This is a genomic window from Ochrobactrum vermis (genome assembly GCF_002975205.1).
GTDB classification, from domain to species: Bacteria; Pseudomonadota; Alphaproteobacteria; order Rhizobiales; family Rhizobiaceae; genus Brucella; species Brucella vermis.
Window position 1 is genome coordinate 164,651 of sequence record NZ_PCOC01000003.1, and the last position, 26,597, is coordinate 191,247.

Here is a 26,597-nt window from a genome sequence, read left to right on the forward strand (position 1 = left end):
TTTAGACAAACATGCGCCTGTTGGCAGGGCTCGCTTTAGCAGGCGCATGCCTCGTCAGCTTCATCGCTGACGGGGCATATAGATGCGTTGTTGTCGTTATATTTTGTGAAAAACTCGGTCTTTTATATGGCTGAGTTTGAAGTAGCATTTTCTGTCCAACAATGGGAGGTGGAAATGCCGTTTTTTAACGAAGCGAGCTGCATTTATACTCCTAAGGAGGTAGATTTCTTGCGCAGCTGTTTTACCACTGCTGCCATTATTCTCAAAGAAAGCGGCCGTCCTTATTCACCGAGCGAACTCGCGGCTTGTGTTATTAAACTCTATCAGTGCGGTTTGCGAGAGCGGTCGCAATTGATGGAACTGGCTGCAAGGCTAGCTCATCAAAAGCACCGAATGAAAGAGGAGATGGACATCCATCATAGTCCATCGCCAAAAAGCGTTCAGGAACTCTTTGCTCAGAATGGCGTTTAAAAGATTGCATCAGCTACTCTCTAAGCCAAGCGGACAAGCTGATGCTAGCCCTGCCTCTGCACCTCGAGGCAGGGCACTTTTTATATTTCCACGATCGAACGTTAAAGAATGAGTTTGCCGCCGGTGACCGCGATGGTCGCACCGGAAGTATAACTTGAGAGAGGATCGGCCAGCATAACATAAGCGGATGCCAGCTCAGCTGGTTGGGCTGGACGTTTCATTGGGGTTTGCTTGCCAAATGATGTCAAAGGCTCTTCCGGCAACGTGGAGGGGATCAAAGGCGTCCACACCGGCCCCGGCACAACTGCATTGGCACGAATGCCTTTCTCAGCCAATAATTGTGCAAGACCTGCCGTAAAATTTTGAACGGCGCCCTTGGTTGTCGCATAGGAGAGCAAAGTCGGATTCGGCATGTCCGAATTGATCGAAGCCGTATTTATAATGGATGCACCTCGCTTCATGTGCGGCAAAGCGGCCTTCGTCAAATAAAACATTGCATGGATATTTACCCTAAAAGTCATGTCCCATTCTTCATCGGTGATATCATCCAGCTCAGAAAAACTGGCCTGATGTGCCGCGTTATTGACCAGAATGTCGATCTGACCAAATTCATCTGCGGCGCGCTGCGCGATTTTCTGGCAATTCTCGGGGCGCTGGATATCGCATTTCATCAAGACGACCTTGCGACCCTCAGCCTCAATCAATGAACGGGTTTCGAGTGCATCAGCCTCTTCCTGGAGATATGCAATAAGCACATCTGCGCCTTCGCGCGCGAACGCTATTGCAACCGCTCTTCCGATACCGCTATCGCCACCCGTTATAATCGCTTTGCGGCCTTCAGGCTTGCCGGATCCCTTATAAGATTTCTCGCCATGATCGGGCTTCGGATTCATACGTTCGGTCAAGCCAGGCATGGATTGATGAGGCGTGTCAAATGGCGACGCGGGGTATTTTTTATTCATGACGGTTTCCTTCCTTAGCGGTACTTGCTGAGGATCAACTTGACTAAGTTCCTATGGCCTAATGCAGCATGGGGCGTTGACGAAAAAGAGCTTCCGCAATGACAACAAGATCGTCGTCGTGTTGGCTCAGTACAAACCCGGCACAGCCTGAATTGCTCATGGAAGGATTAGCGGCCAACGCGAAAACAAAAGGAGTTCTGCTCTTTTCAAGCGCTTCTACAAGCGACAGCACCGCAGCCGGTTCAATAGCCACGTCCAGTATGGCTGCATCGATCACACCGCTTTCGAGATGGTAGAGCGCATCCGCTGTCGAATGAACAGGACCGATGATGACAGCGCCGAGAGATTGAAGCTTTTGTGAGACCTCATCAGACAGGAAAAAACCGTCTTCAAAAATCAGAATATGCTTGCTGTGAAATGAATGCATCCTTGGACGTCGTTCCCTAACATAAATAAAGCCGTTCAACTCGCGCACATTCAACGCCCTTCCATCATGTCATGGAGCTTATGGCGCGCTCGATTCAGGCGACTTTTGACGGTTCCAACGGAACAACCGCAGAGTTCTGCTGCGCGCTGATAACTGTTGCCTTCCAATACCACAAGGAGAACCACGCGGCGATAGTGAATAGGCAGCGTTTTGAGCGCCATTTGTACATCTTTTGCTTCTATCTCGGTTTCCTGGCAGGGGCCTACGGTTGCCATGGACGAAATGCACTCGGTAATTCCGGGTGCTTCTCTATTTTGCACCCGGATTCGCGTGTAAAAACTATTGCGCATGATGGTGAACAGCCAAGATTTCAAAGGTGAATATGGAATGTATTTTTCTCGGTTAGCGAGAGCTTTCAAAAGCGTTTCCTGGACGAGATCTTCCGCGTCTTTCTTTTGACGGAAAAAAGTCCGCGCAAAAGCGCGCAAGGCTGGAATCAGCTCAACAAGTTCCTCGGGTTGTAGAACATAGTTCGTGGGACGTGAGTGTTGCATCACTGAACCGTTCCAAAGCATAGAAAACAAAAAGGGACGGACTAACGCCGTCCCTTACAAACTGTGTCACGCGGATGATGTTCCATTCGGAAGCATCAGCACATTGTCAATTTATATATCAGGGTTGTTCCGCGTGGAGATTAACCAAAGTTTCGGCAAGCTTGGTCAAATCCTTGTCAGTCTGGCCTTCTTCCTGCAACGTCTGATCAAGCAATCGGGCCACTTCACTATAACCAAGCGTCTCGGCCCACCGCTTGAGCGTCCCATAGCGAGTGATCTCATAATGCTCCACAGCCTGAGCAGACGAAATCAAACCAGCGTCCAGAGCCGGGGTGCCCGAAAATTCCTGAATTATTTCTTCGCCTTCAGCAATAATGCCTTCGATAGCTTCACATGTTTTGCCTTGGGCTCTCTTACCAAGGATCTCGAAACATTGCTGCAAACGTTCAACATGGCCTTCAGTCTGCTCAAGATGTTTGTTGAATGCATCTTTCAGATTCTCATCAGAGGCTGCCCGCGCCATTTTCGGCAAGGCCTTCAAAATCTTGCGCTCAGCATAATAGATATCCTTGAGCGTGTCGTAGAAAAGATCTTCAAGCGTTTTTTGCTTCGTGGTGGCCATTTCCAACTCTCCCTGATTTCCAAAATTTCCTCGCCATACGGCAGGGGGGATAGGTAACTTCGTAGATAGCTTTTTGTTTCATTTTTCAAAAAGCTTCCTGCATCGAAGTGGAGCTTTGAAGATTTCTGGTTCGACGAGGAACAATGACGCACCGCGGCGGTTTGGATGCTCGTCATTCGGATTTTGACCAGAGGAGCTTGTGTTATGCCAGGTCGGTATCAAAACGAAGATAGAGACGACTATTACAACGAATCTTATCGCGATCGTGATCGTGATCGTGACCGCGACTATGAGGGGCGTGGAAGCGGTGACCGCGATCAGGACGACCGATATTCAAGCGATTATCGCTCTCGTGGTTATCGCGAAAACGATGATCGTTCTGAATATAGTTCCCCCCGAAGGGAAACCTTTTCGCGGGATAGCCGATTTGCCGGCTATGGGTCGCAAAATGATTCATCGAGAACCAGGAGCACGACAGGTATCCATCGCGGCAAGGGACCAAAGGGATACACACGAAGCGATGATCGCATCAAAGAGGATGTGTCTGACGCATTGATGGAAGACTCTGAGCTCGATGCGTCCGACATAGAGGTTTCCGTGAAAAAAGGCGAAGTGACCTTACAAGGACAAGTGTCGAACCGTCAGGAAAAGCGACGGGCAGAAGACTGTGTGGAGGCGTGTGCCGGCGTCACCGATGTCCAAAACAATATCAGAATCCGGTCGGCGACAGCTCCGTCCGGGAAGTCAGCTTGATTTACAAACCCGAGACTCGCGGCTGCAACAATGTGGCCGGAGAAGAGAGCTCATGGAGCTCAACGCGCAAGCGCGTACCATTTTCAACAAGGAGGATACAATGCCACGCAATACACCAGAGCGCGACGAGCAAGGCCGCTTTGTAAGTGATGATGACCGCAGCAGAAGCAGCGGTCGCCGTTATGCAGAAAGCCGACGCGACGACGATAATCGTAGGTCAGGTCGTTACGATGACGATGACCGCGGTCATGGCGGATGGTTTGGCGACTCCCGCGGACATGCCGAAGCCGCGCGACGCGGTTGGGATGAGCGTCGTGATGACAGGGATAGTGATGACCGGCGTCGTTATTCTTCCCGCAGCGACGACGACGACCGTCGATCGGGTCGGCATGATGATAACGACCGCGGTCGGGGATGGTACGGGGATTCCCGTGGCCATGCCGAAGCCGCGCGGCGCGGTTGGGATGAACGCCGTGACGATGATCGCACTTACCGCAGTTCATCCCGCGATGACGAAGGTCGCTATTCCAGCCGTGACGATGACCGTTATTCAAATCGGGATGACGAGCGCCGTTACTCCAGTCGTGATGACGACCGCAGTTCCGGCGGACGCAGCCATGGTGGCTGGTTCGGAGATCCGCAAGGACATTCCGAAGCCTCGCGTCGCGGCTGGGACGAGCGCCGCGATAGTGATTACGATGATCGCCGTCGTCGCTAATAAATACAATAATGAATGGAGCGGCTTTCGAGCCGCTCCAAACCTACGAAGGAGGCTGCATCAAATGGGTCAGGAAAAACTTGATTTGATCGCCGAAAAAGCGCGTCTCAGGCATCTGAAAGCCCGGAATCTTTTGATTTTAGAAGCTGCAATAGCGGCATTGTTAGATACCGAAACGCCGCACGAAGCAGCCGCAATATTACGAGAGCATGCAGATATGTTGGTTCTATACTTGTAAAAATATTCGGTGACAGGACTAAATTAACATCGTAATTGCCTCAGAAATCACACAAAATTCCCGCTTTTGAAGCAGCGGTTTTGAATGCATATTTTGCGCTTTGTGTGCTGGCGATATCATGACTACATAAAAGGCAGGCCTTGAGAGCTGATCCTAAACTATGCAGTTCGAACTTATTCCATTGAGATAATAAAATATTCTCAGCGTCGGCGACCGTCATGACTGTCCTCGTTATTCCATCGGCTATTTCGATAACGATCACCTCATCCCAGTGAACTTGCTCCATAACGGTCTCCTCGTTCACGAAAGAACCGCTCATCGTGCCGAAAGTTCCACTTTTTCTCGACGTCATCGCCAAGAGCCGATCAACTCATCCGTTCGGACCAATTCCCGCTGTTCACTAAACCGCTCGTGGCATAGCGCAATGACGGCATCGTGAGCCTGATCAGAGACACTGCATACGGCATCGGAAACCAGTATTGTTCGATAACCCAGATCGACGGCTCCAAGTAGAGCTGCAAGAACGCAGAGGTCGGTCTCTGCGCCACTAATTATCACAGTATGAATATTCCTAGTATTCAAGTGGCGCTGCAGCAAGCCCTCAGTCCACGGTGAATAAACCCTCTTGTCGAGCACAACGGCCGGCGGCGAAAATTGCTGCAACGGTTCTATAACTCGGATAAGAACTGGATCGATGCGATCCAACGTCAGCATTTCCCATTTTCGATAATAACGTTTCCACATTCCGAAGGTGGCCTCCGGCGTTTTAGGCGGAATAAAACGGGTAAAAACCGTTCTTGCAGGCTGGCGAGAGCAAATTTCCACGATGTTGGGCAATATGGTCTCGGTCCAAGGCACGTGCCAAGGCGACGAGGGCCCGAAAAGATTTTGCGTATCTATACAAAGATGTATGCAGCAGTCTCCCAAATCACCCCGTGTAAGCCCGGTTTTAAAAGGCATGTTACCCCTTCTCTGGTTTTCCTGATCGTAACGATAGTCGAACTTACATAAAAAAACCCATCCGGCCGATTGCGCAGTACACGATGTCTATGGACGGCTGAAGGCTGGCTCTCGCACCGTGACGTTGGCTGGGCGTTGAATTTCAACATGATAGCCCAGCTCGTCACATGGCGCAGAAGCAAGCCGAATGCGCTTTTACACCATTCGGACCGTGGGAGCCGCGCAATAACCACCATACCAGATGTAGTTATTAAAGACGAATAATGAACCGAATAAAATATTATTTTAGATAACCCAGAACATCAAATAGAACCTGGAAATCGATAAATTACGTTGCTGTTCGAAAGTTTAAACGGTTCTGAAATCGCGGGAGAGTTTTGACATGCGATATCTGGTTCCACATACAAGGAACCAAATTAATTCGTGTTGGTTTTCAAAGAAGCACTATTAAGCGGCCCGATAACATCTGCGATTGTCAGACTTATTGCGCTAGCTTTAATCCTATCGGGCTGCCTCGATCATAGGAATTATCAGATGGCTGAATTATTATTCTGGATTGTCCTCGCTGGCTTGCCTGTTCTGTTAGTATGCGGTTTCGCATAGGCACATTACCTGAAGAAAACCGGTGGCACGACCTCTGAAGAAGATGGCGCGTGATATTGCGTGTCTGCTTCTTTACAAGCTAAATGGAAACTAAATTGGATAGCACACTTAATGTAGGCTATATAGCCTCTGCCTGCTCTGTTTCAAGTTTCCTCGCACAAGTCATCAAGATAGCAAAAACTCGTGATACCGCGACGATTTCAGTGCGTATGTATACATTTACCGTCATAGGCTTCGCACTTTGGACCACCTTCGGCATACTAAGAGGAGAGTGGCCGATTATCCTTACCAATATTATCTGTCTTTGTCTGTCCGGTTTTAGTACAGCTTAAGCTGCTTGGCGCAGAGAGATCGGTCGACCATTGTATCTGCTGCACAGGTGCGATTCTGACGTTGCAGATTTACGGATATCACTGCCACGAATGGAGCGGGCGTCGTCATGAGTGAAAATTGCGTAGGCTTGGCCAGAGAGGAACCCTCGTGAAGATTGCTACTTACAATGTTAACGGCGTGAATGGAAGGTTGGCGGTATTGTTGCGCTGGCTTGAAGAAGACACGCCGGACATTGTCTGTCTGCAGGAACTGAAAACGCCGGACGAAAAATTCCCGATCAAAGCGCTGGAAAAAATTGGATATGACGCGGTTTGGCAAGGCCAGAAAAGCTGGAATGGGGTGGCAATTCTGGCGAGAGGAAGGACCCCGGTTGTCACGCGATGCGGACTTCCAGGCGAACTCAATGACGCGCAGAGCCGCTATATCGAAGCAGCGATTGGAGGCGTACTAGTCGGCTCTCTCTATCTTCCGAACGGCAATCCCGTTCCTGGGCCCAAATTCGAGTACAAGCTCCGCTGGTTTCAACGGCTGCACGATTATGCGGCTGAGTTGCTGACACTCGACATACCCATAGCGCTCGCTGGCGATTTCAATGTTATGCCGACCGATCTCGATGTCTACGCGCCGGAGCGCTGGCGCGACGACGCTTTGTTTCGGCCCGAAGTTAGAAAAGCATATGCTCAGCTGGTTGCACAAGGTTGGACGGATGCGGTCCGGTCTCTTCATCCAAAAGAGCGTATTTACACGTTCTGGAAATATTGGCGCAATTCCTTCGCGCGCGATGCTGGCTTGCGCATCGATCATTTCCTTCTTAGTCCCGCTCTGGCACCAGCCCTGAAATCGGCAAGTGTGCGACGCAATCCGCGCAGCTGGGCTCACACGGGCGATCATGCGCCTGTGATGATCGAGATTGAGTTACCGCTTGGTGCCAGCTAATCTGAGACAACCGTCGCCGCCCGGCGCTCACGAGACCGCGCCGATCGCCGCGCTTCGCGTAATTGTTCGATATCGGGATGCCACCACCCCCGTTCTCGATCTTTGTTTGTCAGTTCATTCTTCCTGGGCCAAGTTCGAATGAGTTCGTCGAGTGAGGGCAAGCGCCAGATCCCCCAAACATAATCGCCGTCCAGACCGGGATAAATGTCGTCGATCATATCACAGTGCACCAATTCGCCTGTTATCTCCCTAACAATGATGATACCATAGGTCTCGGTTGCAATTGGACGATTTAGCGGTGGCAACGCTTCGGCAGATAACGGAATTCTTCGTCGTCTGCGCTCATTCGCACGCCGACGCGCCCTTTTTTCTTCATCGCTTCCCTTACGGGCTTCGGCGCGCTTACGCCGTTCTTCCGGTTCGCTGCGTCTAGCCTCGTTTTCGATGGTCTCCCAATGTTGGACAAGCTCATCATAGGATGCAAAGGGCACCCACCAAACTTTCGCATTATGGTCCCATCGGGCGAAGGATATCTGACGGATTTCTTCAACCAGGCGTCGCGAATATGGCGTTTTAATTCGTAACCCGTCACCGTCGACCGACAGATACGAACTGAGAATCGGCTCGAATTCATAGGCGTCTCTCCCCTTTTCCTCGGCAAAGGGGTTTGCGCGTGAGGCCTCCCGAGCCAGCCAGCGATCAATGCGCCGAGACGCCGTTTTCCCAGGAACGATCCAGGCCTTGTTCCAGTCGCTCCATCGTGCACGGGGAAATTCCTTGCGAAAGCGCTGAACTGTCATTCGATCAAAAGGAAATGATATTGTGGCTCGATCATCGTCTCCGGTATCCAGTCGAAAGTTTTTGTCCATCTGGGATACTCCAGCGTCAGTTGGCTAACTGAACCCAAAAAGCGGCCCAATGTTTCGTTGGGATACCGGCGCGATCGAAAAGCGTTCATTTTGGAATAAGAGTTCGTTGATGCAAACGCATCTGGATTGTTTGAAAGACGCAGGTCTTAAACAAGCGACACGCGCTATCGCTCCGTAGCCTTCATGACTTATCGTCACGCGAAGCTTAGGTAATTCCTCTTTGAAAAACTTTTTTGGAACTTATGCCGCACGCGGGAGTTTCATGTCTGTTACATATTTCACTGGAGAAATACAATGAAAATCAGAACGTTAGCGTTCTTGAGCGCTTGTATCATCGCGCCTTCGGCTGTGTTCGCTCAGGACACCGGCAAAACCTCACCGGAAACTCCAGCGGTAGCAACGCCTGATAGCAACAATCCAGACGCGCCGGTTAAGGGTGCCAACAGCTTTACAGAAGATCAAGCCAAATCAAGGATTGAGGAGGCAGGATACACTGGCGTAAGCGGCCTCAAATTGAACGAAGAAAACGGCATCTGGGAAGCCTCTGCCATGAAAGGCAATGAGAAGTTGGACGTCCAGCTTGACTACCAGGGCAATGTCTCAAAGAAGCCAATGTGAAGGTTTGGCTTCCATCCGCCATTTGAACATGGGAGTTTTCTATGAAAACCGTTACCGGATTATTTGACAGTTACGAAGCAGCCAAGGATGCTGTGGCACGGCTCGAAAACGCTGGGTTCCCGTCAGACGATATTTCCATTGTTTCCCACCGTCGCGACGATGACGACGAGAGTAATGCCGGCTCTGGCGCGGGGGTCGGTGCAGGATTAGGTGCGGCTGTGGGCGGTGCCGGCGGTCTTTTGACAGGGCTCGGGTTGATGGCGATTCCAGGCGTTGGACCGGTGGTCGCCGCAGGCTGGCTTGCGGCAACGTTGACCGGTGCGGTCGGTGGCGCAGTTGTCGGCGGGGTCGCCGGTGGTATCATCGGAGCGCTCACGGAGAGCGGGGTGTCGGAAGAAGACGCGCACTTATACGCTGAAGGCATTCGTCGCGGTGGCTCTCTTGTGACCGTCCGTGTTGCGGACGAACGCGTCGCTGAAGCAGACGCTATTTTAGCCGGTGCCAGCCCGGTGGATATCAATGCTCGGCGCAAACTTTATGTCGAGGAGGGCTGGCAAAGGTTTGACGCCAATGCCGACCCTTACACCGAAGACGAAATCGAACGGGAACGTAGCCGTTACCTTTAAGTCTTGAGCGGGCGAAAGCCCGCTCCCTTGTAGGACCAACTGAACTTCGTCACCAAAACCGAACGAAGCAGGCTAAAAACAAGTTATTAAACGCACAAAGCGACTGCGTGCTGTTTAAATTACCCTTCAGAGGTTGGCTCGGAGGAGCGTGGCACCGCCGAAGAGCAAGATTGGCAGAGGGACCGATTATCTTCGATGCGCTTATCGACTGGCGTAACAAGATCCATGGAGAATGCTATGGCTACTCCACCCCAATGCGCTGGGCGTGCGAGATGCCTCCGCCCTGTCGCAGCATCAAACTTGGGAATCTTGTTCCCAGTTTCCCCCGGTTGGATTGCCCTCTTGCGCAAGCGCCAGTGCTTTAACCCGGTAAAACTGTTTTTACCATTTTAGGCCTGCCGGTTCCATCCATGAGGACGACTAATGGCTCCGCAAAATTTCACTGCTCCAACCTTGCATTTCCCGATCTGCGCAACAGGGAAGAAACAATTCAAGGTTTGAAAAATTGGGTATTGGTTCCAATAAACGGAGGCTTCCATGAAACACGACCCCAAAACCGGTACGACAGACCAGAAGCCGAAATGGGAAGGCCCGCCGGGAAACCGGCCTCGTGGTTACGAACCTGCTGACGACGATCCCGCAAAGAAACGCGATGCCGCCGGGCCGATCCGGACTGTCACAATCTTTCCGATGCGCTGAGTGAACCCAAACACGCGAAGAGAAAGGCAGGCAAATAATGAGCGTAGTAGCTTCCCCTTCCCCCTCAAAGCCATCGCGCTTAACGCGGCGTTGGTGCATCAATCGCCGGTGAGTTTCAGAGTTTTTATAGCATTGGCTTTTAATGTTTTGGTTCGTTGAGAATTTGGATCAAGCCAATGCCTTTCAAGCACAATTCCGCCCGTCGTCACCGGATACCCAAGCAGAAGTTCAAGGTCACGAACTGGGCGGCGTACGAAGCAGGCTTGCGTCAGCGCGGGAGTGTTACTTTCTGGATCAGTGAAGCAGCTATAGCCGGATGGATTGCACCACTGCGCAAGACGCGCGGTGGTCAATGTCGCTATTCTGACCTGGCTATTGAGACGACGCTGATATGTGGCAAAGTGTTTAACCAGCCTCTGCGTCAGACAGAAGGCTTAATGGCCTCGTTGTTGCGGCTACTCAATGTTGAACTGCCGGTGCCAGATCACACAACATTAAGCAGACGCTGCGCCAATCTTGTTGTTTCCAGCTTAACCCGGTGCACCAGGAGGGATGGAACAGATGAACCTCTTCATGTGATCGTCGATAGCACTGGTATGAAGATATATGAAGCTGGCCAATGGCTTGAAGAAAAGCATGGCGCTAAATCTGCCCGAAAATGGCTCAAGCTGCATCTTCCTATTGATGCAGATAGCAATCAGGTCATTGCAGAAACACTGACTGATCAAAATACAAGTGACCTCAGCCAGGTTCCTGATTTGCTTGATATGATTGATCGCCCCATCGCTTGTTTCATGGCAGATGGTGCTTATGACAGTGATCAAACCTATCAAGCTTTACGCAGTCATAGTCCCGGTGTGAGCATTATCATTCCGCCACGAATACGAGACTTACAAGAAGCGTCAAATGGCCCACCTGATCAGCGTGACTGGCATAGCCGCACAAATGCTCAACGCGGTCGGATGGAGTGGCAAAATCTTACCGAGTATGGGAAGCGAGCGAGAGTAGAAAACGCCATAGGCAATTATAAATCAACAAACGGGCCAAAGCTAAGATCACGCAAATTCACCAACCAGAAGACTGAAGTTAAACTTGGATGCGGCGTCCGTAACCGCATGCTGCAGACACCACGCCCGAAATCCGTCCGCGTCAAAGTTGAAACCACATAAGCCAGCATCAAAGATCGGAATCCGCCACCAATTCGTTTCATGCAACAACGCCGTACCATGGCGTACGTCGCCACCAGAAGTGACACCGTTGATGCGCCCGTCACCGACACTGTTGCCGACGATCAACTCGCCATTGCCGTCGAACTTCTCGATATGCTCGAGAACCTGAACCGCGCGGAAGGCGGCATCAGGGTCGTTCTCAAAATCGCCGACCTGCTTCTTCAGATCATCGCGGATGATTTTCCTGATTGCCAAGATCGCGCAATACGGGATTATTGTCGATGATATATTGCGCCGAACGGTTATCGCCGTCGGGACGTTCCCAGATGATCCCAAGTTTTTCAGCCTGCTCTCGCTTGTTTGTTTCGGTCTTCTTGGCAGCGTCGATTAGGGAATTGAAGTTCAAAGAAGATAAAGTTCCTGCGACATCCGCAATTCCGCCTTTCAAATCCTTGATCTTCACATTCATCGCCGGGGCCTTTCTGAGTTGTTACTGCGATGTTTCCTATCAACAGAAGCGAGTGCATCTGTTTCGATCGCATGAAAGTTTCATGACGGCGTATGCATTCTTCATGCAGAGTACAGCGAAGGTTCTTACGGCCAAGAAGAGGCACTGTTCGACAAGACGCTGCTCGCGCCAGTAATCGTTGATGTCCCCATCGGAATGGATCGGCGGATGCGCCTTAGGTGCCATCTCGATGACAGAGCCGAACAGCGGCTCAGCGATTCCCATAAAAATCACGAACCTATTGTTGGTCCATCATCGTAACCCGGCCACTCATTATCCGGAATATCCCTGTAGCTGCCGCCTTCCACACCGTCGATTTCATACTTGGTCAGGAAACTGCCAAGCGTGTGGCCGAAATCGTCGGAACGCTTCTGGTGTTTGCCTTCTTCGATAAGACTTGGAAGGAAGGAAACGATTACCCCGACGCCGGCCGCAGCCCAGCCCAAAGCACCGGCGAAGACCGGAACGATGTTCGGAACCTTGCTGATCAGATTAGGCAGCAGGGCGTTGCCCAGCCCCCATACCCCCTCGACCATGGAAGCCAGACCAGCCATCGCACCAATCGAACCGGAGGTGATGCTCAATGCGCCGGTAACCGTATCGCCATTTCTGATCGCCTGGACGCCATCAAATATGCCGTAGGCTCCCATGGCTGCCCCTGCGGCACCGCCAAGGCCCTTGGCGCCTTCCTCGAACTTCTTCGCAAGACTTGCCCTCTTGTCATACAAAGCGGGCTTGGTCGCCTTGGCATCCTGTGCGGAAAGATTTTCAGGGGAAACATCATCCAATAGGGATCCCACACTATTCATAAGATCATCGTCAAGCTTGTCCTTCAAGCCTTTCAGATATTGCGTGTATCCCTTCATTCCTCCTTCGGTCAGCACCGTCGCCGTCTGGACAGAACCGGCGATTATGTTCACATAATCCTTCTTTTGCAGGTTTCCATTGGTTCCGACGCCTCTGGCAATGGTCATGCCCGCCAGGAAAAGACCGCTCACGCCGTGCAGAACGCCCCTATCATAGGCGCCTTTGGCGTTCTTGTTCGGATCGAGGTCTGCAAGTGACCCTGTTTTGTCCAGCGTTTTCGTGCCTTGGCGATAGACATCCCAGGTTGCCCGGAAGCCGCCAAGAATCTGGTCTGGCGTCGCAGCCTTTCCGTTCTCGTTGACGAAAAGTTCCGGATTTTCCTTGGCAACTTCCGCGATATATTCCTTTACCTTCTTTTCATCGAGTTCATCGCCGCCATTGACGCCGAAAGCCTTCTTCATATCATCGAAGGATGCGTCCTTGAGAACATGCTCATTGCCGATCTTGGAGAAGTTCTCTTCCAGCTTATCGTCAAGTTTTCCGGTAAATTCAGGATCAAGAGCCGAGTTGTAGAGGCCAACTTCCATGTTGTAGACGCTTGCCGCTGCCTCGAAGGAATTATCCTTCAGCAGGTCCTTCAAGCGGTCACCGGAAACGAGCTTGTTTTCATAAAAGTCGTTGAAGTCGCCTTCATGGTCGGATTTCTTGATCGCTTCCCTGATATCTTCAGGCTTTTTGATATCAAGAGCACCCTGATAGGACTGTGCCGTCCCGAGGAATTCGGCAAGCACGGCCTGCTGCCCGACCTTGCCATCCTTCATATTGGTGTCCCACGACTTGTTAAGAGCCTTCCCGCTCTTGACGTCATCATCGTAGGTTTTCTGAACGGCGTCCTTGAGGCCCTTGTTATCCGCCACAAGGTCTTTCAGCGCGCCTGCGGTCTTCTCGCTCAGGGTTTTGGTAACTGCCTTGTCGTCCTGGAGAATCTTGATGTGTTTGTTAAGGTCGTCGAAAACCTTTTCCTTGTCCGGATGGACATGCGCACGGTTGGCGATGGAAACTTTGGAATAATCATCCTTCCACATGCCTGCGGAAGCGCCATCCACCATCAATTGCTGGGCTTGTTGCAAGTCCTGAAGAACGGCAGCTTTTTCCTCATTCGAGTATTTACCGGGGTTTTCAAAGACATCCTTGCCAAGCTTGCTGGTGTCGATATCGGAAAGCGCGCTGCGTTGCGCTGCATCCGAAAGGAATGTCATCAATGAAGAAGCATCCTTAGGAGCAGATTTGCTCAACCAGGACTGTAGATCGCCCTTGCTGAGATCACCATCCGGCCGTTGCGCCAGTGAATGCTTGGCGTTATCGATGATATTGAAAGCACCGGGCTGCGACCAGAAGTCGAGTGCTTCCTTGGTCTCGTCGCTTAGCCCTTTGGCGGTATCCTTGTAGCGCTTCAAGGCGTCGGCATCAAGATTGCCGCCCGCGCCGGCTTTCTGACGGATCAGGTCGTAGTTTTCTTCAAGGAGGGCCGCATATTTTACAACCTGCTTCGACCCTTCATCCGCGTCTTTGTTCGCCTTTATATAGTCTTTATAGCTCTTGGTATCTTCGCCCTTGCCCTTGACGGTAGAGACTTTGCCAAGATCGCCCTTCAGCGCATCAAAACCTTGCTTGCCAAAATCCTGAAGGCGACCAGCTTCGGTATTAGGCTTTGCCTCACGTGACGAGGTGAAACCATTAATCTTACCGTCGCCAACAGTCTCTGGCTTTACCTCGATAGAAGCACCATTTTCCAGTTCTACGGTTTCGGTCTTGATTTCCTTACCCTTACTATCAAACTGTTCGACGTGCCTGAGAACCTGTGCAGCGCGATATGCCGCGTCCGCGTCAGTGGTATAATCTCCCACGCGCTCCTTCAGCATATCGCCGACGCCGCTGTGGTTGCCAAGGTCCTGCAACAACGGGTCCTCTTCAACGATTTCTTTGGCAGAGCGCTTGTCGTCTTTCGGACGCTCCCATTCAATACCGAGCGCTTCGGCCTTCTTGCGCTCTTCCTTGTCATTGCCGGCGTCTTTATAATCGTTGAGCTTGCCCTTCAATGAAGAGAAACCATCCTTACCAAAATCCTGAAGACGACCGGCTTCCGTATTGGGCTTTGCCTGGTTGCTGTTGGTGAAACCGTTGATCTTTTGATCGCCAACATCCCCACCCACCTGACGCTCGCCGTTCTTGTCGAACTTCTCGATATGATCGAGGACCTGTGTCGCGCGATAGGCGGCATCGGCGTCCTTCTCGAAATCGCCGACCTGTTCTTTAAGCATTTGCTTGACGTCGCTCTGGTTGCCAAGGCCCTTGAGCAGAGGATTGTCATCTATAATGTCCTTGGCGGAGCGATCATCGCCTTTCGGGCGCTCCCATTTAATGCCCAGATCCTCGGCCTGTTGACGGGCTTTCGGGTCATCGGCAGCCGAAACGTTGTTCAGCTTACCCTTGAGATTGGAAAAACCGTGTTTGCCAAAATCCTGAAGGCGACCGGCTTCCGTATTCGGCTTGGCTTCCTTACCTTTGGTAAAACCGTTGATTTCGCCATTGTTAATTTCGTTGCCGGCAAGACGATTTCCATCGGCGTCATATTTTTCGACATGTTCGAGAACCTGTGCCGCACGATAGGCAGCATCGGCATCTTTTTCGATATCGCCACCCACCCGCTGCTCCAGCGAATCCTTCACGCCGCTCTGATTGCCAAGGTTTTTCAGAAGCGGTGTATCATCGATGATCTCCTGCGCGGAGCGCTTGTCATCGGCTGGACGTTCCCAGCGAATGCCCGCATCCTTGGCGTCTTTTTCAGCCTGTTTCCATGCCTCGGCATTATTCGGATCAACCGACTTCGGATCAACGGGACTTGAAGGCGATGAACTGACCTTGGCCATGGAAACTCTCCTCGCAATTTTTTAATTTCAATCAGGATGATGACGTTCTGGTGCGCTTCGCGGGCAACCGGGCGAAGGGCTCCCGCCATCACCGGCGGAAGCCATTCAGAAAAATCAGTTCTGGGCGCGCTGCTTGGTGGCGTCGAGCTCGGTCTTGCTCTCGGTGGTCAGCTCGGTGATCTTGGCCGACTTCTCGATTGCGCGGTTGAAGCTGTCCTCCATGTTGGCAATGGCTTCGATGGCGGTGCCGGAAAGTCCCCCTTGCGCCGCCCATTCGAAATTCCATGAACCCGACAAGCCATCCGCACCGGCCACATCATGGGTTTCGATTGCCGTAAACACATCGGGATGACGCTGCATATAGGCGGCAGCCGCGGAAACCTCCGCAGGCACATCACCGGAAGAATTGCTGGCAAGTGCTGCAAGCTCATCCGCATTGATGGCGGATTTGCCCTTTTCCTTCATGTAATCGACCATGATCTGGCTCGATTTTGAAATATTGAGCTTCTCGTCGAAGGTCAGCGCTGATGTATTCTGGTTAACCAGGCTGAGATTTGTAGGCGACAAGGTGATGGACATTGGACCCCTTCCTTCCATTTCCGTTGACTGAAATGATGCTTTAAATGCGTCTGAACCCCTTGCGAAAGCTCAGTAAAGTTCATTGCCGCCCGGGTAACCGTCGGGCATGGAACTCCCCTGATTGAGAAGGTCCTCATAGAAATTGACTTTCTCAACGTAGTTCTTGGTGCCGAAGCCGGTCGTCGATATGGTGTGATCGGATGGATCGACCGAGAGCGGCCCCGAATTATAGGCGCGCAGCGCCAGATCCCAGTCGCCGAACTGGTCGTATTGCTCTTTCAGATAGAGCGCACCGGCCATGATGTTGTTCTTCGGGTCGGAAGCGTCACCCGTCACCAGATCAGGATGCTGGGCCTTCAAGGCAGCGAAGGTTTCAGGATTGATCTGCATAAGACCGGTATCGGTCTGCCCGTTCTCGCCATTGATGGTTCCAGCCGAAGCCACGCCCTTGGATTCATCCCAGATCACGGCGGCCAGCAGATTGGCGGGTACACCCGTTGCTTGCGAAGCGTCCAGAATATCCTGGCGATAGGGCTGAAGACTTTCATTCAGCCCGGCGCTGAGCGATCCCGACTGAGTTGTCTTGTCGGGCGCACGGGATACCGGCGCGCCGTCTTTATCGACAAATTTCACATTATTGTCCGGCTCCAGACCGGGTTCCGTCTCAGTATGAGCCTTTGTATCGCCGGGTGTTCCGGTTTTTCCCGCTGCACTATCCTGCGGCACCTCAATACCCATTGCCTGCAAGGTTATGCGGGCCTGCTGAAGCTCATTTTCAAAATGCTCGCGCAAAGCCGGATCGGTGGCGGCATCGCGCCGCTCCGCCCGGTCTGCGTAAAATCCTTCCCAGCCTGAAAGCTGCGATCCCACTTTCATTGCGCACTCCTTCATAAGGATACGAATGCCTGCGATGCGCATCGGCAATCCAAGATCACAAAATCACCGATATCGAGCAAAAGGGCTCCAATGAGCGCAAGGAAGCGGCTCGGACGACAAAGCGTCCGAGCCAACTCAATTAGTTCTGCGGACGCTGCTTGGTAGCGTCGAGTTCGGTCTTCTTTTCAGTCGTGATCTCGGTGATCTTGGCCGACTTTTCGATAGCAGCATCGAAAGCAGCTTCCATCTTCGAGATCGCGGCATCAGCACCGCCACCGGATGCAGGAGTAACGCTCGACATCGTTGTGTCTCCATTGTTGAGCAAAGGTTAAAATATCGCGCAAGCGCGCTCTAAACCGCAGAGCCTCAAGAAGTCTCCGGCACATGCAATATATAAATACATTCTTAAAAACTTAAGTGACGTTTCAATGAAAATATTAATACAACCTTGCCACAAATTTGGCACTTCTACTTATTAATATTTCATATTATTAAATATATACGATTAAAACTAATTTTATTGATATAAAACAATGTATATATTTAATTCAAAATTTGAAATAAATATATACTTACCATTTTAAGCGGCAATTAAACTTCCGATAATTTGGTTTCCTTATTCAAATCTTCAAATCCAATGATAGTTGGTATTTGTTCAACGATATATTGTCCGTTTAGAAAAGCCAGGAGCTGTTGAAACACCCGCCCCTGTGCCTCCATGTGGGCAAAGCTTTCAAGTAATGTCCAGTTATGGCCAAGCATTCCCCCCTGATCGATTCGACTGCGTTCAGCGAGAAAGGCCGCACGCGGCGCATCGAAACCGATTTCTGTGAGGACAAGCTTTATTGCTTCAAGCTCTACGAGGCCGTTTTCAACCGGCGTACGCTGTGCGGCCATTTGATTGATCTCGCGCAATGCTGCACGGCTACCGGCGATGGAGCCTAAAACGCTGTCACTGGCAATAAACCGATGCTGCACACGACGCAGTTCGTTATCGAGCGACGGAGACGTCAGATCGCGCAGCGCCCTGAACGCCTCCACACCAACTTGCTCGATCCGGTCAAGCCGTGGTGCGAGGTTTTCAAGCAGAACAGGCTGCGATCCGACAAAATCGGCAAGCCCAAGCAGCGCTGCGTCCGCCGGTCCGGTTCGCCACGTCGCCCAATCCATCAGCAAAGGCCCGAGAGATTGCAATAAGGAGCGATGCGCGCCATCGATGCGTTCTCCAAGCCTCACGAATCCGGCGACCATCAGAGTGCGTAACGACGGTGCGCGGGAACGCCGGTCTTCTTCCTCATGCGCCAGTGCTGCGGCGACCATCAATGCCAGTTTGATACCCGCTCCAACGCCGATTGCCTGCGCGAGCCCGGTAAAGACCGTATTGTCGTTTGCCGTCGCAGAGTTGAGAACGACCGCACTGATGTCCTGCATGAGACGCATTGTTGAAGGACTACGCGGGTCCTTGTCGATGGCAGCGGCAAGATGCGCAAGCGCAAGTGCGGTGCGCACGGCGCGCTGCTTGTCCTCCGTCTTGGCCATTGACGGATCGGCGCAGGCCTTTTCGAAAACCGTGGCAATCAGTGCGCTGGACCGGTCGAGAAACGCAGACACCTCGCTGGCAGAAAGCGGACGGACGGCGGCATGCAATTCCTGCGACGCCATCTGCGACCCCGCCGAGACCATAATACGCTCGATCCGCGTTATCGTCGGATCGCTTCCGGCAAGTCTCGCCCCGGACGGCTGGGCCGCATCGATAGCGGCATTCTGTGCAGGCGGCACTTGCGTCTTCGCCAATGGCTCTCGTGCATTGGAGGGTGCCAAAGCGATGGTCTTCGCTGCCACCGGAGCCGTTTTGCCGTATCCTTCCATGGGTTGCGTCGGGCGATTTGCGGGCGCATTTAACGGAGACTGAGCGTTACGAGGCTGCTCCGATTTCCGGGTTTCCCTGAGCGCATCGGCAACCGGCGACGCAGATACGGGATAGGGTTGAACCGAGACCGCAACATTGCCTGTCTGGCGCAAGGCACCTGCCCCACCTCTATCCGTCAGCACGGATGCCTTGTCATTATGCGACCCGGAGGGCGAGGCGGACGGCCGTTTCGAAGCGCCACCCGTTTGCGGTTGCGTATTGTGGGGCGAGGGCCGGTCTGTTCTCGGACGTGCCTCCGGCGGCTCGCGCCCATTATCGGGATTTTCGATCTGCAGCCAGTTCTGCTGCGTGGCATTATCGAGGAGTTCGCGGGTTAGCGCTGTCAACCCATCGAATATGCGCGGAACGAAATCACTCATGGCGCATGGCCTCCCTTTGTCACGAAAGCGCGCAAGGTTTCAAACGTGCCGCCGAGATCAGCGATCTGGCCAAAGAGCAACGGCATCAGGAAAACGAGGTAGAGTACGATCAGCAATGAAAAGAGAAGATTTTTAACCGCCAATGAAAGATCGAAAACATGCAGCTGCGGTGCCATGCGTGACAGAAAGGCCAGCATGATATCGGCAATCAGGATGGCAATGACCAGCGGCGCAATCAGGATAACGCCGATCTGCATGATACGATCCAGCACGTGCAGGATCGAGACAAAGGCGCCCGGATCAAGAACGGGTGTGAAACTTGCCGCCGGCCATAATTCATAGCTGCGATAAAAGCCGTCGAGCAGAAACATGAACCCGCCCGACATGAAGAACAGCGCGATCAGACAGACGGTGAGAAGCGTGGCCGTGACCGAAGACTCGCCTGCGGCCAGCGGATCGAGCAATTGCGACATGGTGGAACCACGTTGCAGATCGATGAGATCGCCCGCGACTTCCGCCGCCCAGAAGGGAATGCCGAAGGCAAGGCCGATGAGTGCTCCGACCACCATTTCCTTTATGATGAGGCCGGTGAGGTCAAAACTCGTCGGCTGGCCGGTCATGGACAGCATGGTGAAGACCTGCGGGATCATCGGCAGGGAAATCGCAAAGGCGACGGCGGCTCGTATCATGCCGGTGAGGCCAAGTCGCATGAAGGCGGGCGTCAGCATGATCATGCCGAGCGCGCGCGCAACCGCAACGGCGGATGCGGCCAGCAACGGATAGGCGAATTCGGTAATTGCCGCTGTGATCGCCGCGAGATTCATCACACACCTATCGCGTCAGCGACGGGAAGGTGTCGAGCGAATGGCTGGCAAGCGTACCGACCTGCGCTGCAAGAAGCGGGCCTGCGAAGATGAGTACCAGCATCACGGCGACGAGCTTGACCGCCTGCGGCAGCGTCTGGTCCTGAATCTGCGTCAGCGCCTGTATAAGACCGACACTGACACCGATGATGATCGCGATACCAAGTGCGGGCGCAGAGACAAGAAGTACCGTCACCAGCGCCTGATTCATCTGGTTGAGAAAGACCTCCTGCCTCATCGCTATCCGCCACCATAGCTCAGGATCAGCCCGTGCATCAGCCGCGACCAGCCTTCAACGGCAACGAACAAAAAAATCTTCAAGGGAATGGAGATCAGTGTCGGCGACACCATCATCATGCCCATGGCCATCAGCACATTGGCCACGATCAGATCGATGACCAGAAACGGGATATAAAGGAGAAAGCCGATTTCAAAAGCCCGCGTCAATTCAGAAGAAACAAAGGCTGGAATCAGAACGACGAGGTCTTTTTCGTTAAGATTGGCGCGCGCCTCGGGCGACCAGACGCTTTCGGTGGCCTCGATGAAGAAGGCGCGTTCGCGCTCATTGGCAAAGCGCTCCAGATAATCGCGCAAGGGCACGCTCAGCGCCTCACCTGCCGAACGCAGACCTTCGACGCTTTCAATATCGATGGGCCGGTTTTCCAGTGCCCGATACATATTGCCGACGAGCGGCGTGGTGACATACACGGTCAGTATCAGCGCAATGCCGTAAAGCACCAGATTGGGCGGGGATTGCTGGATGCCGAGCGCATTGCGGATCAGGAACAGCACCACCGAGATTTTAAGGAAGCCCGTCATCGTGACGATGGCCAGAGGCAAAAGACCGATGGTCGAAACGACAATGATAATGGCGATGAGGTTGGGCTGAAATTCGTTCATGATACCTGTTCGTGCGTAGCGCTTGCGGCATTGGGAAGATGGGTGATGCGAATGCCGGTGCCCTCGCCGATCTTGATAATTTCACCCCGACCGACCCGCTTGCCGTCACGGATGATATCGACGCAATCAATATCGATCACCGAGCATGGCAGCCGGCTGCCCGGCGCAAGCGCTTCAACATCGGCCAAAGCCATTGCGAGACGACCGAACTCAAACGTGAGACAAATTGGTGTCGCTTGCTTTTTCCTGCCTCTGCCCTTCGCGGACTCAAGCGGCGCACGTTCCGGGAAGGGAGCGAGTGGTGCAATAAGCGCGGCACCACTCCTGTTGAGCTCTATGGTAGCGCCCAGCTTGTCATCGATCACGATTGCTGGCTGATTGCCTTCCAGCATGACGATATCGCCCGGCCGCAGGCTGTCGATTTCGTTCAGAAACAACTCCTGACTGCCCGCCATGACCACAACCTCGATGCGATGTCCCGACAGATCAGGTGGTTCGGGTGCCTGAAGGCGATCGAGCGCCTCGGCCAGCATCTCCGCGAGCTCTTTGGGTATGGCAAGGCGACAGAGAAAGCTTTCGTCTCCCGCAAGGATGCGAACACCGATGGCAAAGGGCAACTGACCGGCTTTGCCCTCACCAAACCGAACGGCTTCACCAAGTTGGGTCTCGACCTTCTCACAAAGATCAAGGCAGGCAAGCTCCAGCAGAAGCGCGCGTTGCAATGGTTCTTCATCGGCAAGTCTGCCGGAAAGATGCAATGGCTGTTGCAGCCATAAAGCAAATTCGTCCGAGATATGAAGCTCGCAGATTGCATCCCCGATCTGAACGGAGAAGGAAAGCATATCGCTTTTTGCAGGCGCTTCTTCAAGGATGAAGGCAACAGGCCGCTCGCCAAGCGTCAGCGTAATCGGTGCCCGCTTCTGCAACAGTCTTTCCAGCAAGTCCGATGGCGGCGATGCCCTGTCCGGTGCAAGAAGGCGCAAAAAACCTGCCGCATTGCCTTTCGGTTCGCTCAGCATGGTGCCTCCGTCCGAACCACGGTCAGGTCCTCGATTTCCAGTTCGGACCGTGCCTCAATACCGATCCGTCCAGCCGCGGCGAGTTGCTTGTGCATATCGGCAAGCTTGTCGCGCGCAAAAAGTCGCCGACGCCATTCGGCATGCAATTCATTCAAGGTCACTTCGCTTTCATCGACTGATTTTGCGATGAGGTTGCGCTCTTCCTCCAAAACCTCCCGGCGCTGATCGGACAGGAAAAGCCTGTCGCGCGCACGTCCCAGTTCGCGTTCGGAAACGGGGGTGATATTCATCGCATCGAGAAATTTCCGCTCACGGTCGTCCATTTCGGCATCATGAGCCACAATGGCTGCATCGGCGGCACTGAGTTCACGCTGCTTTTGCTTCAGGCGCGCGCTTTGAAGAGCGATTGCAGCCCGTGCGCGCTCCTCGCGCAATGTACGCAGAGCAACAAGCCGGGCAATGTCATCGGCCTGCTTCATGCAACGATTTCCTTCATGCGTCGCAGCATTGTATGCAAATCGGATATTTCATCAGCAGGTTGACGCAAAAACGCTTCGATCGCATCACGACGCGCCACCGCCCTGTCGGCGCGGGCATCGCTGCCGGGCCTGTATTCGCCCACGCGCAGCAGCAGCTCGATATCGCGATAGGCTGCCATGTCTTCGCGGATCGTACCCGCCATTTTGCGATGATCGGATGAAACCACCGTGTTCATCAGGCGGCTGCGGCTTTTGAGGACATCAATGGCCGGGAAATGATTGCGCTCCGCAAGATCGGCCGAGAGCACGATATGCCCGTCGAGGATCGATTTCGCTTCTTCTGCGACAGGATCAAGTGCGCCATCGCCTTCGGTCAAAACCGTGTAAAGGGCGGTGATCGAGCCACCCTTTCCCGGTCCTGCCCTCTCCAGAAGACGCGGGAGTGCTGCAAAAAACGACGGCGGAAAACCGCGCCGTGTCGGCGGTTCGCCCGCCGCAAGACCGATCTCGCGTTGCGCGCGCGCAAAGCGGGTCATCGAATCCATCAAAAGCAGCACATTATGGCCGGCATCGCGGAAATATTCGGCGATTGCCGTTGCGACATGTGCCGCCTTGACGCGCTCGATTGCCGGACGGTCCGAGGTCGCGACCACGGTCACGGATTTGCGGCGTGCCTCGGCACTCAACTGCATCTCGACGAACTCGCGCACCTCGCGTCCACGTTCGCCGATCAGCCCGATTACGATGACGTCGGCTTCCGTACCCGCCACGATGGAGGCAAGCAGCGACGACTTGCCGACGCCCGGTTCGCCAAAAATGCCGACGCGCTGGCCGCGTGCCACCGTCATCAACCCGTCAATAGCGCGCACGCCGAGGCGCAGCGGATATTCGATGATGTCACGTTCAAGCGGATGCGGCGGCTCGGCATGAACCGGATAGGTCTCTAATGTTTTAACCGGCGTTCCCAGATCCAGCGCGCGGCCCAGCGGATCGATCACGCGACCAAGCAGGGTTTCGCTGACCGGAACCCGCAAGGCCTGCCCCGTGGGGATGACTTCGGCGCGCGGTGACATGCCCTCAAGATCGCCAATAGGTGAGAGCACGGCGCGCTCATCCTGAAAGCCGATCACTTCGGCAGGCACCAGACGCCCGGTCACCGGATCGCGCAGATTGCATAATTCGCCGATGAGCGCCGTCGGCAGACTGGCATGGACAATGACGCCCCGAATTTCGCGCACGCGCCCGCGTACGGGCCGCGGTTCGGCCTCAGACGCCGCGCGCGACAGGCGCGAAAACAGGCCGTCGATATCGGGATACGTCGCGCTCATCATGCGCCACCCCGGCTTGAAACCAGCATCATGGCGCGAATGGCTGCAAGCTGCGTTTCGATCCCGACATCAATACTTGCCGACGGCGTCGTCACCGTGCACTGAGTCGCGGAAAGATGTCGGTCGGCAACCACGCGGATCGCCATGTTCTTGAGGTCCAGTGTCGCAAAATGCTCTTTAACCTCGTCAACGATTTCCGGCGCGACATTGATGGTGATGCTGTTTTCATCGCTAAAAGTCTGGATCGCCTGACGTGCGGCGTGGGCGACCAGTTCACCATTGCTGAACGTGCCCAGTACCTGCTGCACAATCTCCATGGCTAGCGCTATGAGGCGTGGTTCCGCTTCACCAAGATAGCGCCCGACATCAGCCTGCGTGCGCATCAGCAGTTCAGCCGCCTGCGCTTCTCCGTCCTTGCGGCCTTCGATGCGCCCGGCTTCACGCGCCTTCTCTATTTCCTCATGGGCCGTGGCGCGGATTGCTGCGGCTTCCGCCTTGGCGCGTTCGAGAAAAGCATAGCCGTCAATCCAGCTCTGCGCATCTTCCGCCCGGATGATACGGGCAAGCGGGCGGTTTGGCACGACATCGACCGTCATGATGCCTGCCCTATCTTTTCACCGAGGCGACGCACTATGGCTGGTCCATGTTCAAGAATATCGGGATCGCTCGTGGAAGGTATGGAAGCATCGTCGGGCCATTTGAGGCAAAGCTGCTTTGAAAGCGGTTCCGGCAAGGTAGCGATACACGCAGCAAGACAGGCCCGCCCTTCGTCCCGAATGGCCTTTTCCAAAGCATCGAGATCATGGATCAGCGCCCGCTCGCCTGCGAGATCGTGATGAAGGCGCGCATCCTCCAAGGCTTCGTCGCCGAAACGCGCGGCGAAAGCAGCCAGCACGGGACCGCGGATTTCCTGAATGAAGACGCGGGCGCGAAAGATAATACCAGCACGGAAAGCCAAGGCTTCAAGTTCGCTCAAGCTTAACGCGGCAAGCGCCCGGTCCACCGGATCACCGGCACCGTCGGTTTCCTCAAGGTGATAATGCTGGCGCAGAAGTGCTTCCAGCCGCCCAGTAAAACGCGACTCTTGCATCAGCTTTTTTACGAAGATTCCCGAGCCACCGGCCCCGAAACAGGCCGCAACCCGTTGGGGATGAACGCTATTTGCAAACCCGCCCATTACAAGGGTTCCAGCTCATAGGTCCGCCGTCCGCGCTGACGCCAGACCAGCATTCCAAGCACGCCGCCGAGAACAACCACCAGAAATGCCAGTCCACCGAAAATCCACTTCGCGCGCGATACGCTGCTTTCCAGCATCCACAGGCCGAGGAAACTGGTCATCGGCTGTTCAGACGCATGCGCACGCAGTGCTGGCGCTGCCACCGGCACCACCGACACCTTGTCATAGGACAGACCGGCAATGCCATTGGCGACCAGCGTCTTGATCTGCGGGATCAGTGGATCGATCGCAAGTCCCGCCTCGTAACGGATGAAGACGGAGGCAGACGACGGGGCCGCCTCACGGCGCAGCGGATCGTTATCCGGTAAAACGATATGAACGCGCGCCGAAAGCACGCCGTCGATTTCCGAAACGGTCTTCGACAGTTCTTCCGAAAGAGCATAAAGCATCTGCGCGCGCTCCTGCACCGGCGACGCCACCAGTCCATCGCGCTGGAACACCTCGCCCATGGAGGCGAATTTCTGCTTGGGAAGCCCAGCATCCTCCAGAACCCGCACCGCTTCTGCGAAACGGTCGCGATCCACCGTCACCTTCATGCGGCCGTCTTCCTGAAGCGCGCGCCCTGCTGGAACGCCGTTTCTCTCCAGCACAGCTACCATGGAATTGGCCTCGCGTTCGGCGAGATCGGTATAAAGATCGACTTCACAACCGGCCAGAAAAAGCGCAACCAGCATTACGCCGATATTGAGACATCTACGCAATACGGGCACCCTCATTCTCAAAACAAGCAATCAACGGTGATCTGCGTGGCCTATTGGCCGCGCAGCAATGTATTGGCGGCGCCCGAAACCTGCGTGGTGCCGCGCACCACAAGCTGGGTTTCTATCGACTGGTCGAACATCATACCCAGCGACTGGATGACCTTGTCCATCTGGGTCTGATCGACCGGCGTTGCCGAATTGCGCGTTTTTGACAGGTCTGTGGGACCCGCACCGTTGGGGCCGACACTGACCAGTTCGCCGCCGGTCGCCTGCGGCGTTCTCTGGGTGAGGCTGCTTGCGCGTTCGGAAAAATTTCCGACCCGCCCGAAGAAACCCTTGAGATTTTGCAGGACTTCTTCCCCGAGCTGGGCCGGGCTTGCGCCCGCAGGAAGCGCCTTCGCCTGCCCCGCCACATGCTCGAACAGGTTCTGCGTTGCCTGCGGCACCACATCCTGAACGGACGATACCGGCGAGACGCTCGCAGTTGCAATTGCTGTCGTCATGAGCCTTGCTCCAAAACAAT

Annotated in this window: 32 protein-coding genes and 1 pseudogene; 11 read left to right on the forward strand and 22 right to left on the reverse strand. The window is 53.9% G+C overall.

The genetic code is table 11. The annotated features are described in order from the left end of the window. The first annotated feature begins 126 nt into the window (after window positions 1-126). On the forward strand, window positions 127-471 hold the full coding sequence (locus CQZ93_RS26755; protein WP_181153537.1) for a hypothetical protein: 345 nt from the start codon (window positions 127-129) through the stop codon (window positions 469-471). 101 nt (window positions 472-572) lie between these two features. Here the strand turns inward: CQZ93_RS26755 and CQZ93_RS25715 are convergent, their stop codons facing one another. The 4 genes from CQZ93_RS25715 to CQZ93_RS25730 form a co-directional block, all read right to left on the reverse strand. Next, entirely contained in the window at window positions 573-1,433 is an 861-nt protein-coding gene (locus tag CQZ93_RS25715) for an SDR family oxidoreductase (RefSeq protein WP_105545424.1), read from the reverse strand. Between the two features lie 58 nt (window positions 1,434-1,491). Beyond that, complete coding sequence (locus CQZ93_RS25720) at window positions 1,492-1,908, reverse strand: response regulator (protein WP_286154325.1); 417 nt, start codon at window positions 1,906-1,908, stop codon at window positions 1,492-1,494. Window positions 1,909-1,910: 2 nt separating this feature from the next. Then, window positions 1,911-2,414 (reverse strand): sigma-70 family RNA polymerase sigma factor, encoded by a 504-nt coding sequence (locus tag CQZ93_RS25725; protein ID WP_105545426.1) that lies wholly within the window; start codon window positions 2,412-2,414, stop codon window positions 1,911-1,913. A gap of 118 nt (window positions 2,415-2,532) precedes the next feature. After that, complete coding sequence (locus tag CQZ93_RS25730; protein ID WP_105545427.1) at window positions 2,533-3,036, reverse strand: YciE/YciF ferroxidase family protein; 504 nt, start codon at window positions 3,034-3,036, stop codon at window positions 2,533-2,535. A 204-nt stretch (window positions 3,037-3,240) separates the two neighbouring features. Here CQZ93_RS25730 and CQZ93_RS27190 point away from each other — a divergent pair, with 204 nt between their 5' ends. Both CQZ93_RS27190 and CQZ93_RS25740 read left to right on the forward strand, forming a co-directional pair. Further along, window positions 3,241-3,789: a BON domain-containing protein gene (locus CQZ93_RS27190; RefSeq protein WP_286154313.1), complete on the forward strand. Its 549-nt coding sequence runs from the start codon at window positions 3,241-3,243 to the stop codon at window positions 3,787-3,789. 149 nt (window positions 3,790-3,938) lie between these two features. Beyond that, window positions 3,939-4,745 (forward strand): hypothetical protein, encoded by an 807-nt coding sequence (locus tag CQZ93_RS25740; protein WP_105545429.1) that lies wholly within the window; start codon window positions 3,939-3,941, stop codon window positions 4,743-4,745. Between the two features lie 40 nt (window positions 4,746-4,785). Here the strand turns inward: CQZ93_RS25740 and CQZ93_RS25745 are convergent, their stop codons facing one another. After that, window positions 4,786-5,031, reverse strand: coding sequence for a DUF982 domain-containing protein (locus tag CQZ93_RS25745; protein ID WP_105545530.1), 246 nt, complete (start codon window positions 5,029-5,031; stop codon window positions 4,786-4,788). A gap of 62 nt (window positions 5,032-5,093) precedes the next feature. After that, window positions 5,094-5,705 (reverse strand): cysteine hydrolase family protein, encoded by a 612-nt coding sequence (locus CQZ93_RS25750; protein WP_105545430.1) that lies wholly within the window; start codon window positions 5,703-5,705, stop codon window positions 5,094-5,096. Between the two features lie 87 nt (window positions 5,706-5,792). Here CQZ93_RS25750 and CQZ93_RS27455 point away from each other — a divergent pair. The 3 genes and pseudogenes from CQZ93_RS27455 to xth all read left to right on the forward strand — a co-directional run. Beyond that, window positions 5,793-5,927: pseudogene (locus tag CQZ93_RS27455) on the forward strand (IS3 family transposase); the annotation flags it as partial. Between the two features lie 464 nt (window positions 5,928-6,391). Continuing rightward, on the forward strand, window positions 6,392-6,640 hold the full coding sequence (locus CQZ93_RS25760; RefSeq protein ID WP_286154314.1) for a SemiSWEET family sugar transporter: 249 nt from the start codon (window positions 6,392-6,394) through the stop codon (window positions 6,638-6,640). A 148-nt stretch (window positions 6,641-6,788) separates the two neighbouring features. Continuing rightward, window positions 6,789-7,577, forward strand: coding sequence for an exodeoxyribonuclease III (gene xth / locus CQZ93_RS25765; RefSeq protein ID WP_105545432.1), 789 nt, complete (start codon window positions 6,789-6,791; stop codon window positions 7,575-7,577). Here the strand turns inward: xth and CQZ93_RS25770 are convergent. After that, entirely contained in the window at window positions 7,574-8,446 is an 873-nt protein-coding gene (locus tag CQZ93_RS25770; RefSeq protein ID WP_105545433.1) for a hypothetical protein, read from the reverse strand. The genes xth and CQZ93_RS25770 overlap by 4 nt on opposite strands. A gap of 294 nt (window positions 8,447-8,740) precedes the next feature. Here CQZ93_RS25770 and CQZ93_RS25775 point away from each other — a divergent pair, with 294 nt between their 5' ends. From CQZ93_RS25775 to CQZ93_RS26510, 5 genes are all read left to right on the forward strand, one after another. Beyond that, on the forward strand, window positions 8,741-9,064 hold the full coding sequence (locus CQZ93_RS25775; protein ID WP_105545434.1) for a PepSY domain-containing protein: 324 nt from the start codon (window positions 8,741-8,743) through the stop codon (window positions 9,062-9,064). A gap of 41 nt (window positions 9,065-9,105) precedes the next feature. After that, window positions 9,106-9,690, forward strand: a complete 585-nt coding sequence (locus CQZ93_RS25780; RefSeq protein ID WP_105545435.1) for a general stress protein — start codon at window positions 9,106-9,108, stop codon at window positions 9,688-9,690. A 537-nt stretch (window positions 9,691-10,227) separates the two neighbouring features. Next, entirely contained in the window at window positions 10,228-10,389 is a 162-nt protein-coding gene (locus CQZ93_RS26760; RefSeq protein WP_181153538.1) for a hypothetical protein, read from the forward strand. A 176-nt stretch (window positions 10,390-10,565) separates the two neighbouring features. Further along, window positions 10,566-11,558, forward strand: coding sequence for an IS5-like element ISOcan1 family transposase (locus CQZ93_RS25790; RefSeq protein WP_105545437.1), 993 nt, complete (start codon window positions 10,566-10,568; stop codon window positions 11,556-11,558). 39 nt (window positions 11,559-11,597) lie between these two features. Continuing rightward, window positions 11,598-11,843 (forward strand): hypothetical protein, encoded by a 246-nt coding sequence (locus CQZ93_RS26510; protein ID WP_146114501.1) that lies wholly within the window; start codon window positions 11,598-11,600, stop codon window positions 11,841-11,843. A 453-nt stretch (window positions 11,844-12,296) separates the two neighbouring features. On the opposite strand, the gene CQZ93_RS25805 is transcribed toward CQZ93_RS26510, so the two are convergent. From CQZ93_RS25805 to CQZ93_RS25870, 15 genes are all read right to left on the reverse strand, one after another. Further along, window positions 12,297-15,803 carry a type III effector HrpK domain-containing protein gene (locus CQZ93_RS25805; RefSeq protein WP_105545440.1) on the reverse strand — a complete coding sequence of 1,169 codons (3,507 nt, stop codon included), beginning with the start codon at window positions 15,801-15,803 and terminating at the stop codon, window positions 12,297-12,299. 114 nt (window positions 15,804-15,917) lie between these two features. Beyond that, window positions 15,918-16,382 (reverse strand): hypothetical protein, encoded by a 465-nt coding sequence (locus CQZ93_RS25810; protein ID WP_210201147.1) that lies wholly within the window; start codon window positions 16,380-16,382, stop codon window positions 15,918-15,920. 69 nt (window positions 16,383-16,451) lie between these two features. Beyond that, window positions 16,452-17,258, reverse strand: coding sequence for a transglycosylase SLT domain-containing protein (locus CQZ93_RS25815; RefSeq protein ID WP_181153539.1), 807 nt, complete (start codon window positions 17,256-17,258; stop codon window positions 16,452-16,454). 139 nt (window positions 17,259-17,397) lie between these two features. Next, window positions 17,398-17,559, reverse strand: a complete 162-nt coding sequence (locus CQZ93_RS26765; protein ID WP_167873995.1) for a hypothetical protein — start codon at window positions 17,557-17,559, stop codon at window positions 17,398-17,400. Window positions 17,560-17,849: 290 nt separating this feature from the next. After that, window positions 17,850-19,547, reverse strand: coding sequence for a ribosomal eL19 family protein (locus CQZ93_RS25820; protein WP_105545442.1), 1,698 nt, complete (start codon window positions 19,545-19,547; stop codon window positions 17,850-17,852). Continuing rightward, on the reverse strand, window positions 19,544-20,371 hold the full coding sequence (gene sctT, locus CQZ93_RS25825; RefSeq protein WP_105545443.1) for a type III secretion system export apparatus subunit SctT: 828 nt from the start codon (window positions 20,369-20,371) through the stop codon (window positions 19,544-19,546). The genes CQZ93_RS25820 and sctT overlap by 4 nt, the downstream gene beginning before the upstream one ends. A 7-nt stretch (window positions 20,372-20,378) precedes the next feature. Next, a complete protein-coding gene (locus tag CQZ93_RS25830) occupies window positions 20,379-20,648 on the reverse strand; it encodes an EscS/YscS/HrcS family type III secretion system export apparatus protein (protein WP_105545444.1) in 270 nt (89 codons plus the stop codon). Between the two features lie 2 nt (window positions 20,649-20,650). Further along, window positions 20,651-21,310 carry a type III secretion system export apparatus subunit SctR gene (gene sctR, locus CQZ93_RS25835; RefSeq protein WP_105545445.1) on the reverse strand — a complete coding sequence of 220 codons (660 nt, stop codon included), beginning with the start codon at window positions 21,308-21,310 and terminating at the stop codon, window positions 20,651-20,653. Then, the gene (locus tag CQZ93_RS25840) at window positions 21,307-22,329 is read right to left on the reverse strand and encodes a FliM/FliN family flagellar motor switch protein (protein ID WP_105545446.1); all 1,023 of its coding nucleotides are present in this window, start codon (window positions 22,327-22,329) and stop codon (window positions 21,307-21,309) included. The genes sctR and CQZ93_RS25840 overlap by 4 nt, the downstream gene beginning before the upstream one ends. Beyond that, a complete protein-coding gene (locus CQZ93_RS25845; protein ID WP_105545447.1) occupies window positions 22,323-22,808 on the reverse strand; it encodes a hypothetical protein in 486 nt (161 codons plus the stop codon). The genes CQZ93_RS25840 and CQZ93_RS25845 overlap by 7 nt, the downstream gene beginning before the upstream one ends. Then, window positions 22,805-24,139, reverse strand: coding sequence for a type III secretion system ATPase SctN (gene sctN, locus CQZ93_RS25850; RefSeq protein ID WP_105545448.1), 1,335 nt, complete (start codon window positions 24,137-24,139; stop codon window positions 22,805-22,807). Before sctN ends, CQZ93_RS25845 begins: the two co-directional genes overlap by 4 nt. Further along, a complete protein-coding gene (sctL, locus tag CQZ93_RS25855; protein ID WP_105545449.1) occupies window positions 24,136-24,732 on the reverse strand; it encodes a type III secretion system stator protein SctL in 597 nt (198 codons plus the stop codon). Before sctL ends, sctN begins: the two co-directional genes overlap by 4 nt. After that, a complete protein-coding gene (locus CQZ93_RS25860; RefSeq protein WP_105545450.1) occupies window positions 24,729-25,313 on the reverse strand; it encodes a hypothetical protein in 585 nt (194 codons plus the stop codon). The genes sctL and CQZ93_RS25860 overlap by 4 nt, the downstream gene beginning before the upstream one ends. Then, the gene (sctJ, locus tag CQZ93_RS25865) at window positions 25,313-26,083 is read right to left on the reverse strand and encodes a type III secretion system inner membrane ring lipoprotein SctJ (RefSeq protein WP_181153541.1); all 771 of its coding nucleotides are present in this window, start codon (window positions 26,081-26,083) and stop codon (window positions 25,313-25,315) included. Before sctJ ends, CQZ93_RS25860 begins: the two co-directional genes overlap by 1 nt. A 41-nt stretch (window positions 26,084-26,124) precedes the next feature. Then, entirely contained in the window at window positions 26,125-26,577 is a 453-nt protein-coding gene (locus CQZ93_RS25870) for a hypothetical protein (protein WP_210201142.1), read from the reverse strand. Window positions 26,578-26,597 lie beyond the last annotated feature (20 nt).

What these genes read in the sequence shown, in the direction of transcription:
- CQZ93_RS27190 (WP_286154313.1), top strand. Translation starts at nt 3,241, where the DNA reads ATGCCAGGTCGGTATCAAAACGAAGATAGAGACGACTATTACAACGAA.
- CQZ93_RS25740 (WP_105545429.1), top strand. Translation starts at nt 3,939, where the DNA reads ATGATGACCGCAGCAGAAGCAGCGGTCGCCGTTATGCAGAAAGCCGAC.
- CQZ93_RS25860 (WP_105545450.1), bottom strand. Translation starts at nt 25,313, where the DNA reads ATGGGCGGGTTTGCAAATAGCGTTCATCCCCAACGGGTTGCGGCCTGT.
- sctN (WP_105545448.1), bottom strand. Translation starts at nt 24,139, where the DNA reads ATGATGAGCGCGACGTATCCCGATATCGACGGCCTGTTTTCGCGCCTG.
- CQZ93_RS25760 (WP_286154314.1), top strand. Translation starts at nt 6,392, where the DNA reads ATGGAAACTAAATTGGATAGCACACTTAATGTAGGCTATATAGCCTCT.
- CQZ93_RS25730 (WP_105545427.1), bottom strand. Translation starts at nt 3,036, where the DNA reads ATGGCCACCACGAAGCAAAAAACGCTTGAAGATCTTTTCTACGACACG.
- CQZ93_RS25725 (WP_105545426.1), bottom strand. Translation starts at nt 2,414, where the DNA reads ATGCAACACTCACGTCCCACGAACTATGTTCTACAACCCGAGGAACTT.
- CQZ93_RS25770 (WP_105545433.1), bottom strand. Translation starts at nt 8,446, where the DNA reads ATGGACAAAAACTTTCGACTGGATACCGGAGACGATGATCGAGCCACA.
- CQZ93_RS25845 (WP_105545447.1), bottom strand. Translation starts at nt 22,808, where the DNA reads ATGAAGCAGGCCGATGACATTGCCCGGCTTGTTGCTCTGCGTACATTG.
- sctT (WP_105545443.1), bottom strand. Translation starts at nt 20,371, where the DNA reads ATGAATCTCGCGGCGATCACAGCGGCAATTACCGAATTCGCCTATCCG.
- CQZ93_RS26755 (WP_181153537.1), top strand. Translation starts at nt 127, where the DNA reads ATGGCTGAGTTTGAAGTAGCATTTTCTGTCCAACAATGGGAGGTGGAA.
- CQZ93_RS25810 (WP_210201147.1), bottom strand. Translation starts at nt 16,382, where the DNA reads ATGTCCATCACCTTGTCGCCTACAAATCTCAGCCTGGTTAACCAGAAT.
- CQZ93_RS25750 (WP_105545430.1), bottom strand. Translation starts at nt 5,705, where the DNA reads ATGCCTTTTAAAACCGGGCTTACACGGGGTGATTTGGGAGACTGCTGC.
- CQZ93_RS25715 (WP_105545424.1), bottom strand. Translation starts at nt 1,433, where the DNA reads ATGAATAAAAAATACCCCGCGTCGCCATTTGACACGCCTCATCAATCC.
- CQZ93_RS25820 (WP_105545442.1), bottom strand. Translation starts at nt 19,547, where the DNA reads ATGAGTGATTTCGTTCCGCGCATATTCGATGGGTTGACAGCGCTAACC.
- CQZ93_RS25790 (WP_105545437.1), top strand. Translation starts at nt 10,566, where the DNA reads ATGCCTTTCAAGCACAATTCCGCCCGTCGTCACCGGATACCCAAGCAG.
- sctL (WP_105545449.1), bottom strand. Translation starts at nt 24,732, where the DNA reads ATGACGGTCGATGTCGTGCCAAACCGCCCGCTTGCCCGTATCATCCGG.
- CQZ93_RS25840 (WP_105545446.1), bottom strand. Translation starts at nt 22,329, where the DNA reads ATGCTGAGCGAACCGAAAGGCAATGCGGCAGGTTTTTTGCGCCTTCTT.
- sctR (WP_105545445.1), bottom strand. Translation starts at nt 21,310, where the DNA reads ATGAACGAATTTCAGCCCAACCTCATCGCCATTATCATTGTCGTTTCG.
- CQZ93_RS25830 (WP_105545444.1), bottom strand. Translation starts at nt 20,648, where the DNA reads ATGAGGCAGGAGGTCTTTCTCAACCAGATGAATCAGGCGCTGGTGACG.
- CQZ93_RS25815 (WP_181153539.1), bottom strand. Translation starts at nt 17,258, where the DNA reads ATGAAAGTGGGATCGCAGCTTTCAGGCTGGGAAGGATTTTACGCAGAC.
- CQZ93_RS26765 (WP_167873995.1), bottom strand. Translation starts at nt 17,559, where the DNA reads ATGTCGAGCGTTACTCCTGCATCCGGTGGCGGTGCTGATGCCGCGATC.
- CQZ93_RS25780 (WP_105545435.1), top strand. Translation starts at nt 9,106, where the DNA reads ATGAAAACCGTTACCGGATTATTTGACAGTTACGAAGCAGCCAAGGAT.
- CQZ93_RS25775 (WP_105545434.1), top strand. Translation starts at nt 8,741, where the DNA reads ATGAAAATCAGAACGTTAGCGTTCTTGAGCGCTTGTATCATCGCGCCT.
- CQZ93_RS26760 (WP_181153538.1), top strand. Translation starts at nt 10,228, where the DNA reads ATGAAACACGACCCCAAAACCGGTACGACAGACCAGAAGCCGAAATGG.
- CQZ93_RS25870 (WP_210201142.1), bottom strand. Translation starts at nt 26,577, where the DNA reads ATGACGACAGCAATTGCAACTGCGAGCGTCTCGCCGGTATCGTCCGTT.
- CQZ93_RS25805 (WP_105545440.1), bottom strand. Translation starts at nt 15,803, where the DNA reads ATGGCCAAGGTCAGTTCATCGCCTTCAAGTCCCGTTGATCCGAAGTCG.
- CQZ93_RS25745 (WP_105545530.1), bottom strand. Translation starts at nt 5,031, where the DNA reads ATGGAGCAAGTTCACTGGGATGAGGTGATCGTTATCGAAATAGCCGAT.
- CQZ93_RS26510 (WP_146114501.1), top strand. Translation starts at nt 11,598, where the DNA reads ATGCAACAACGCCGTACCATGGCGTACGTCGCCACCAGAAGTGACACC.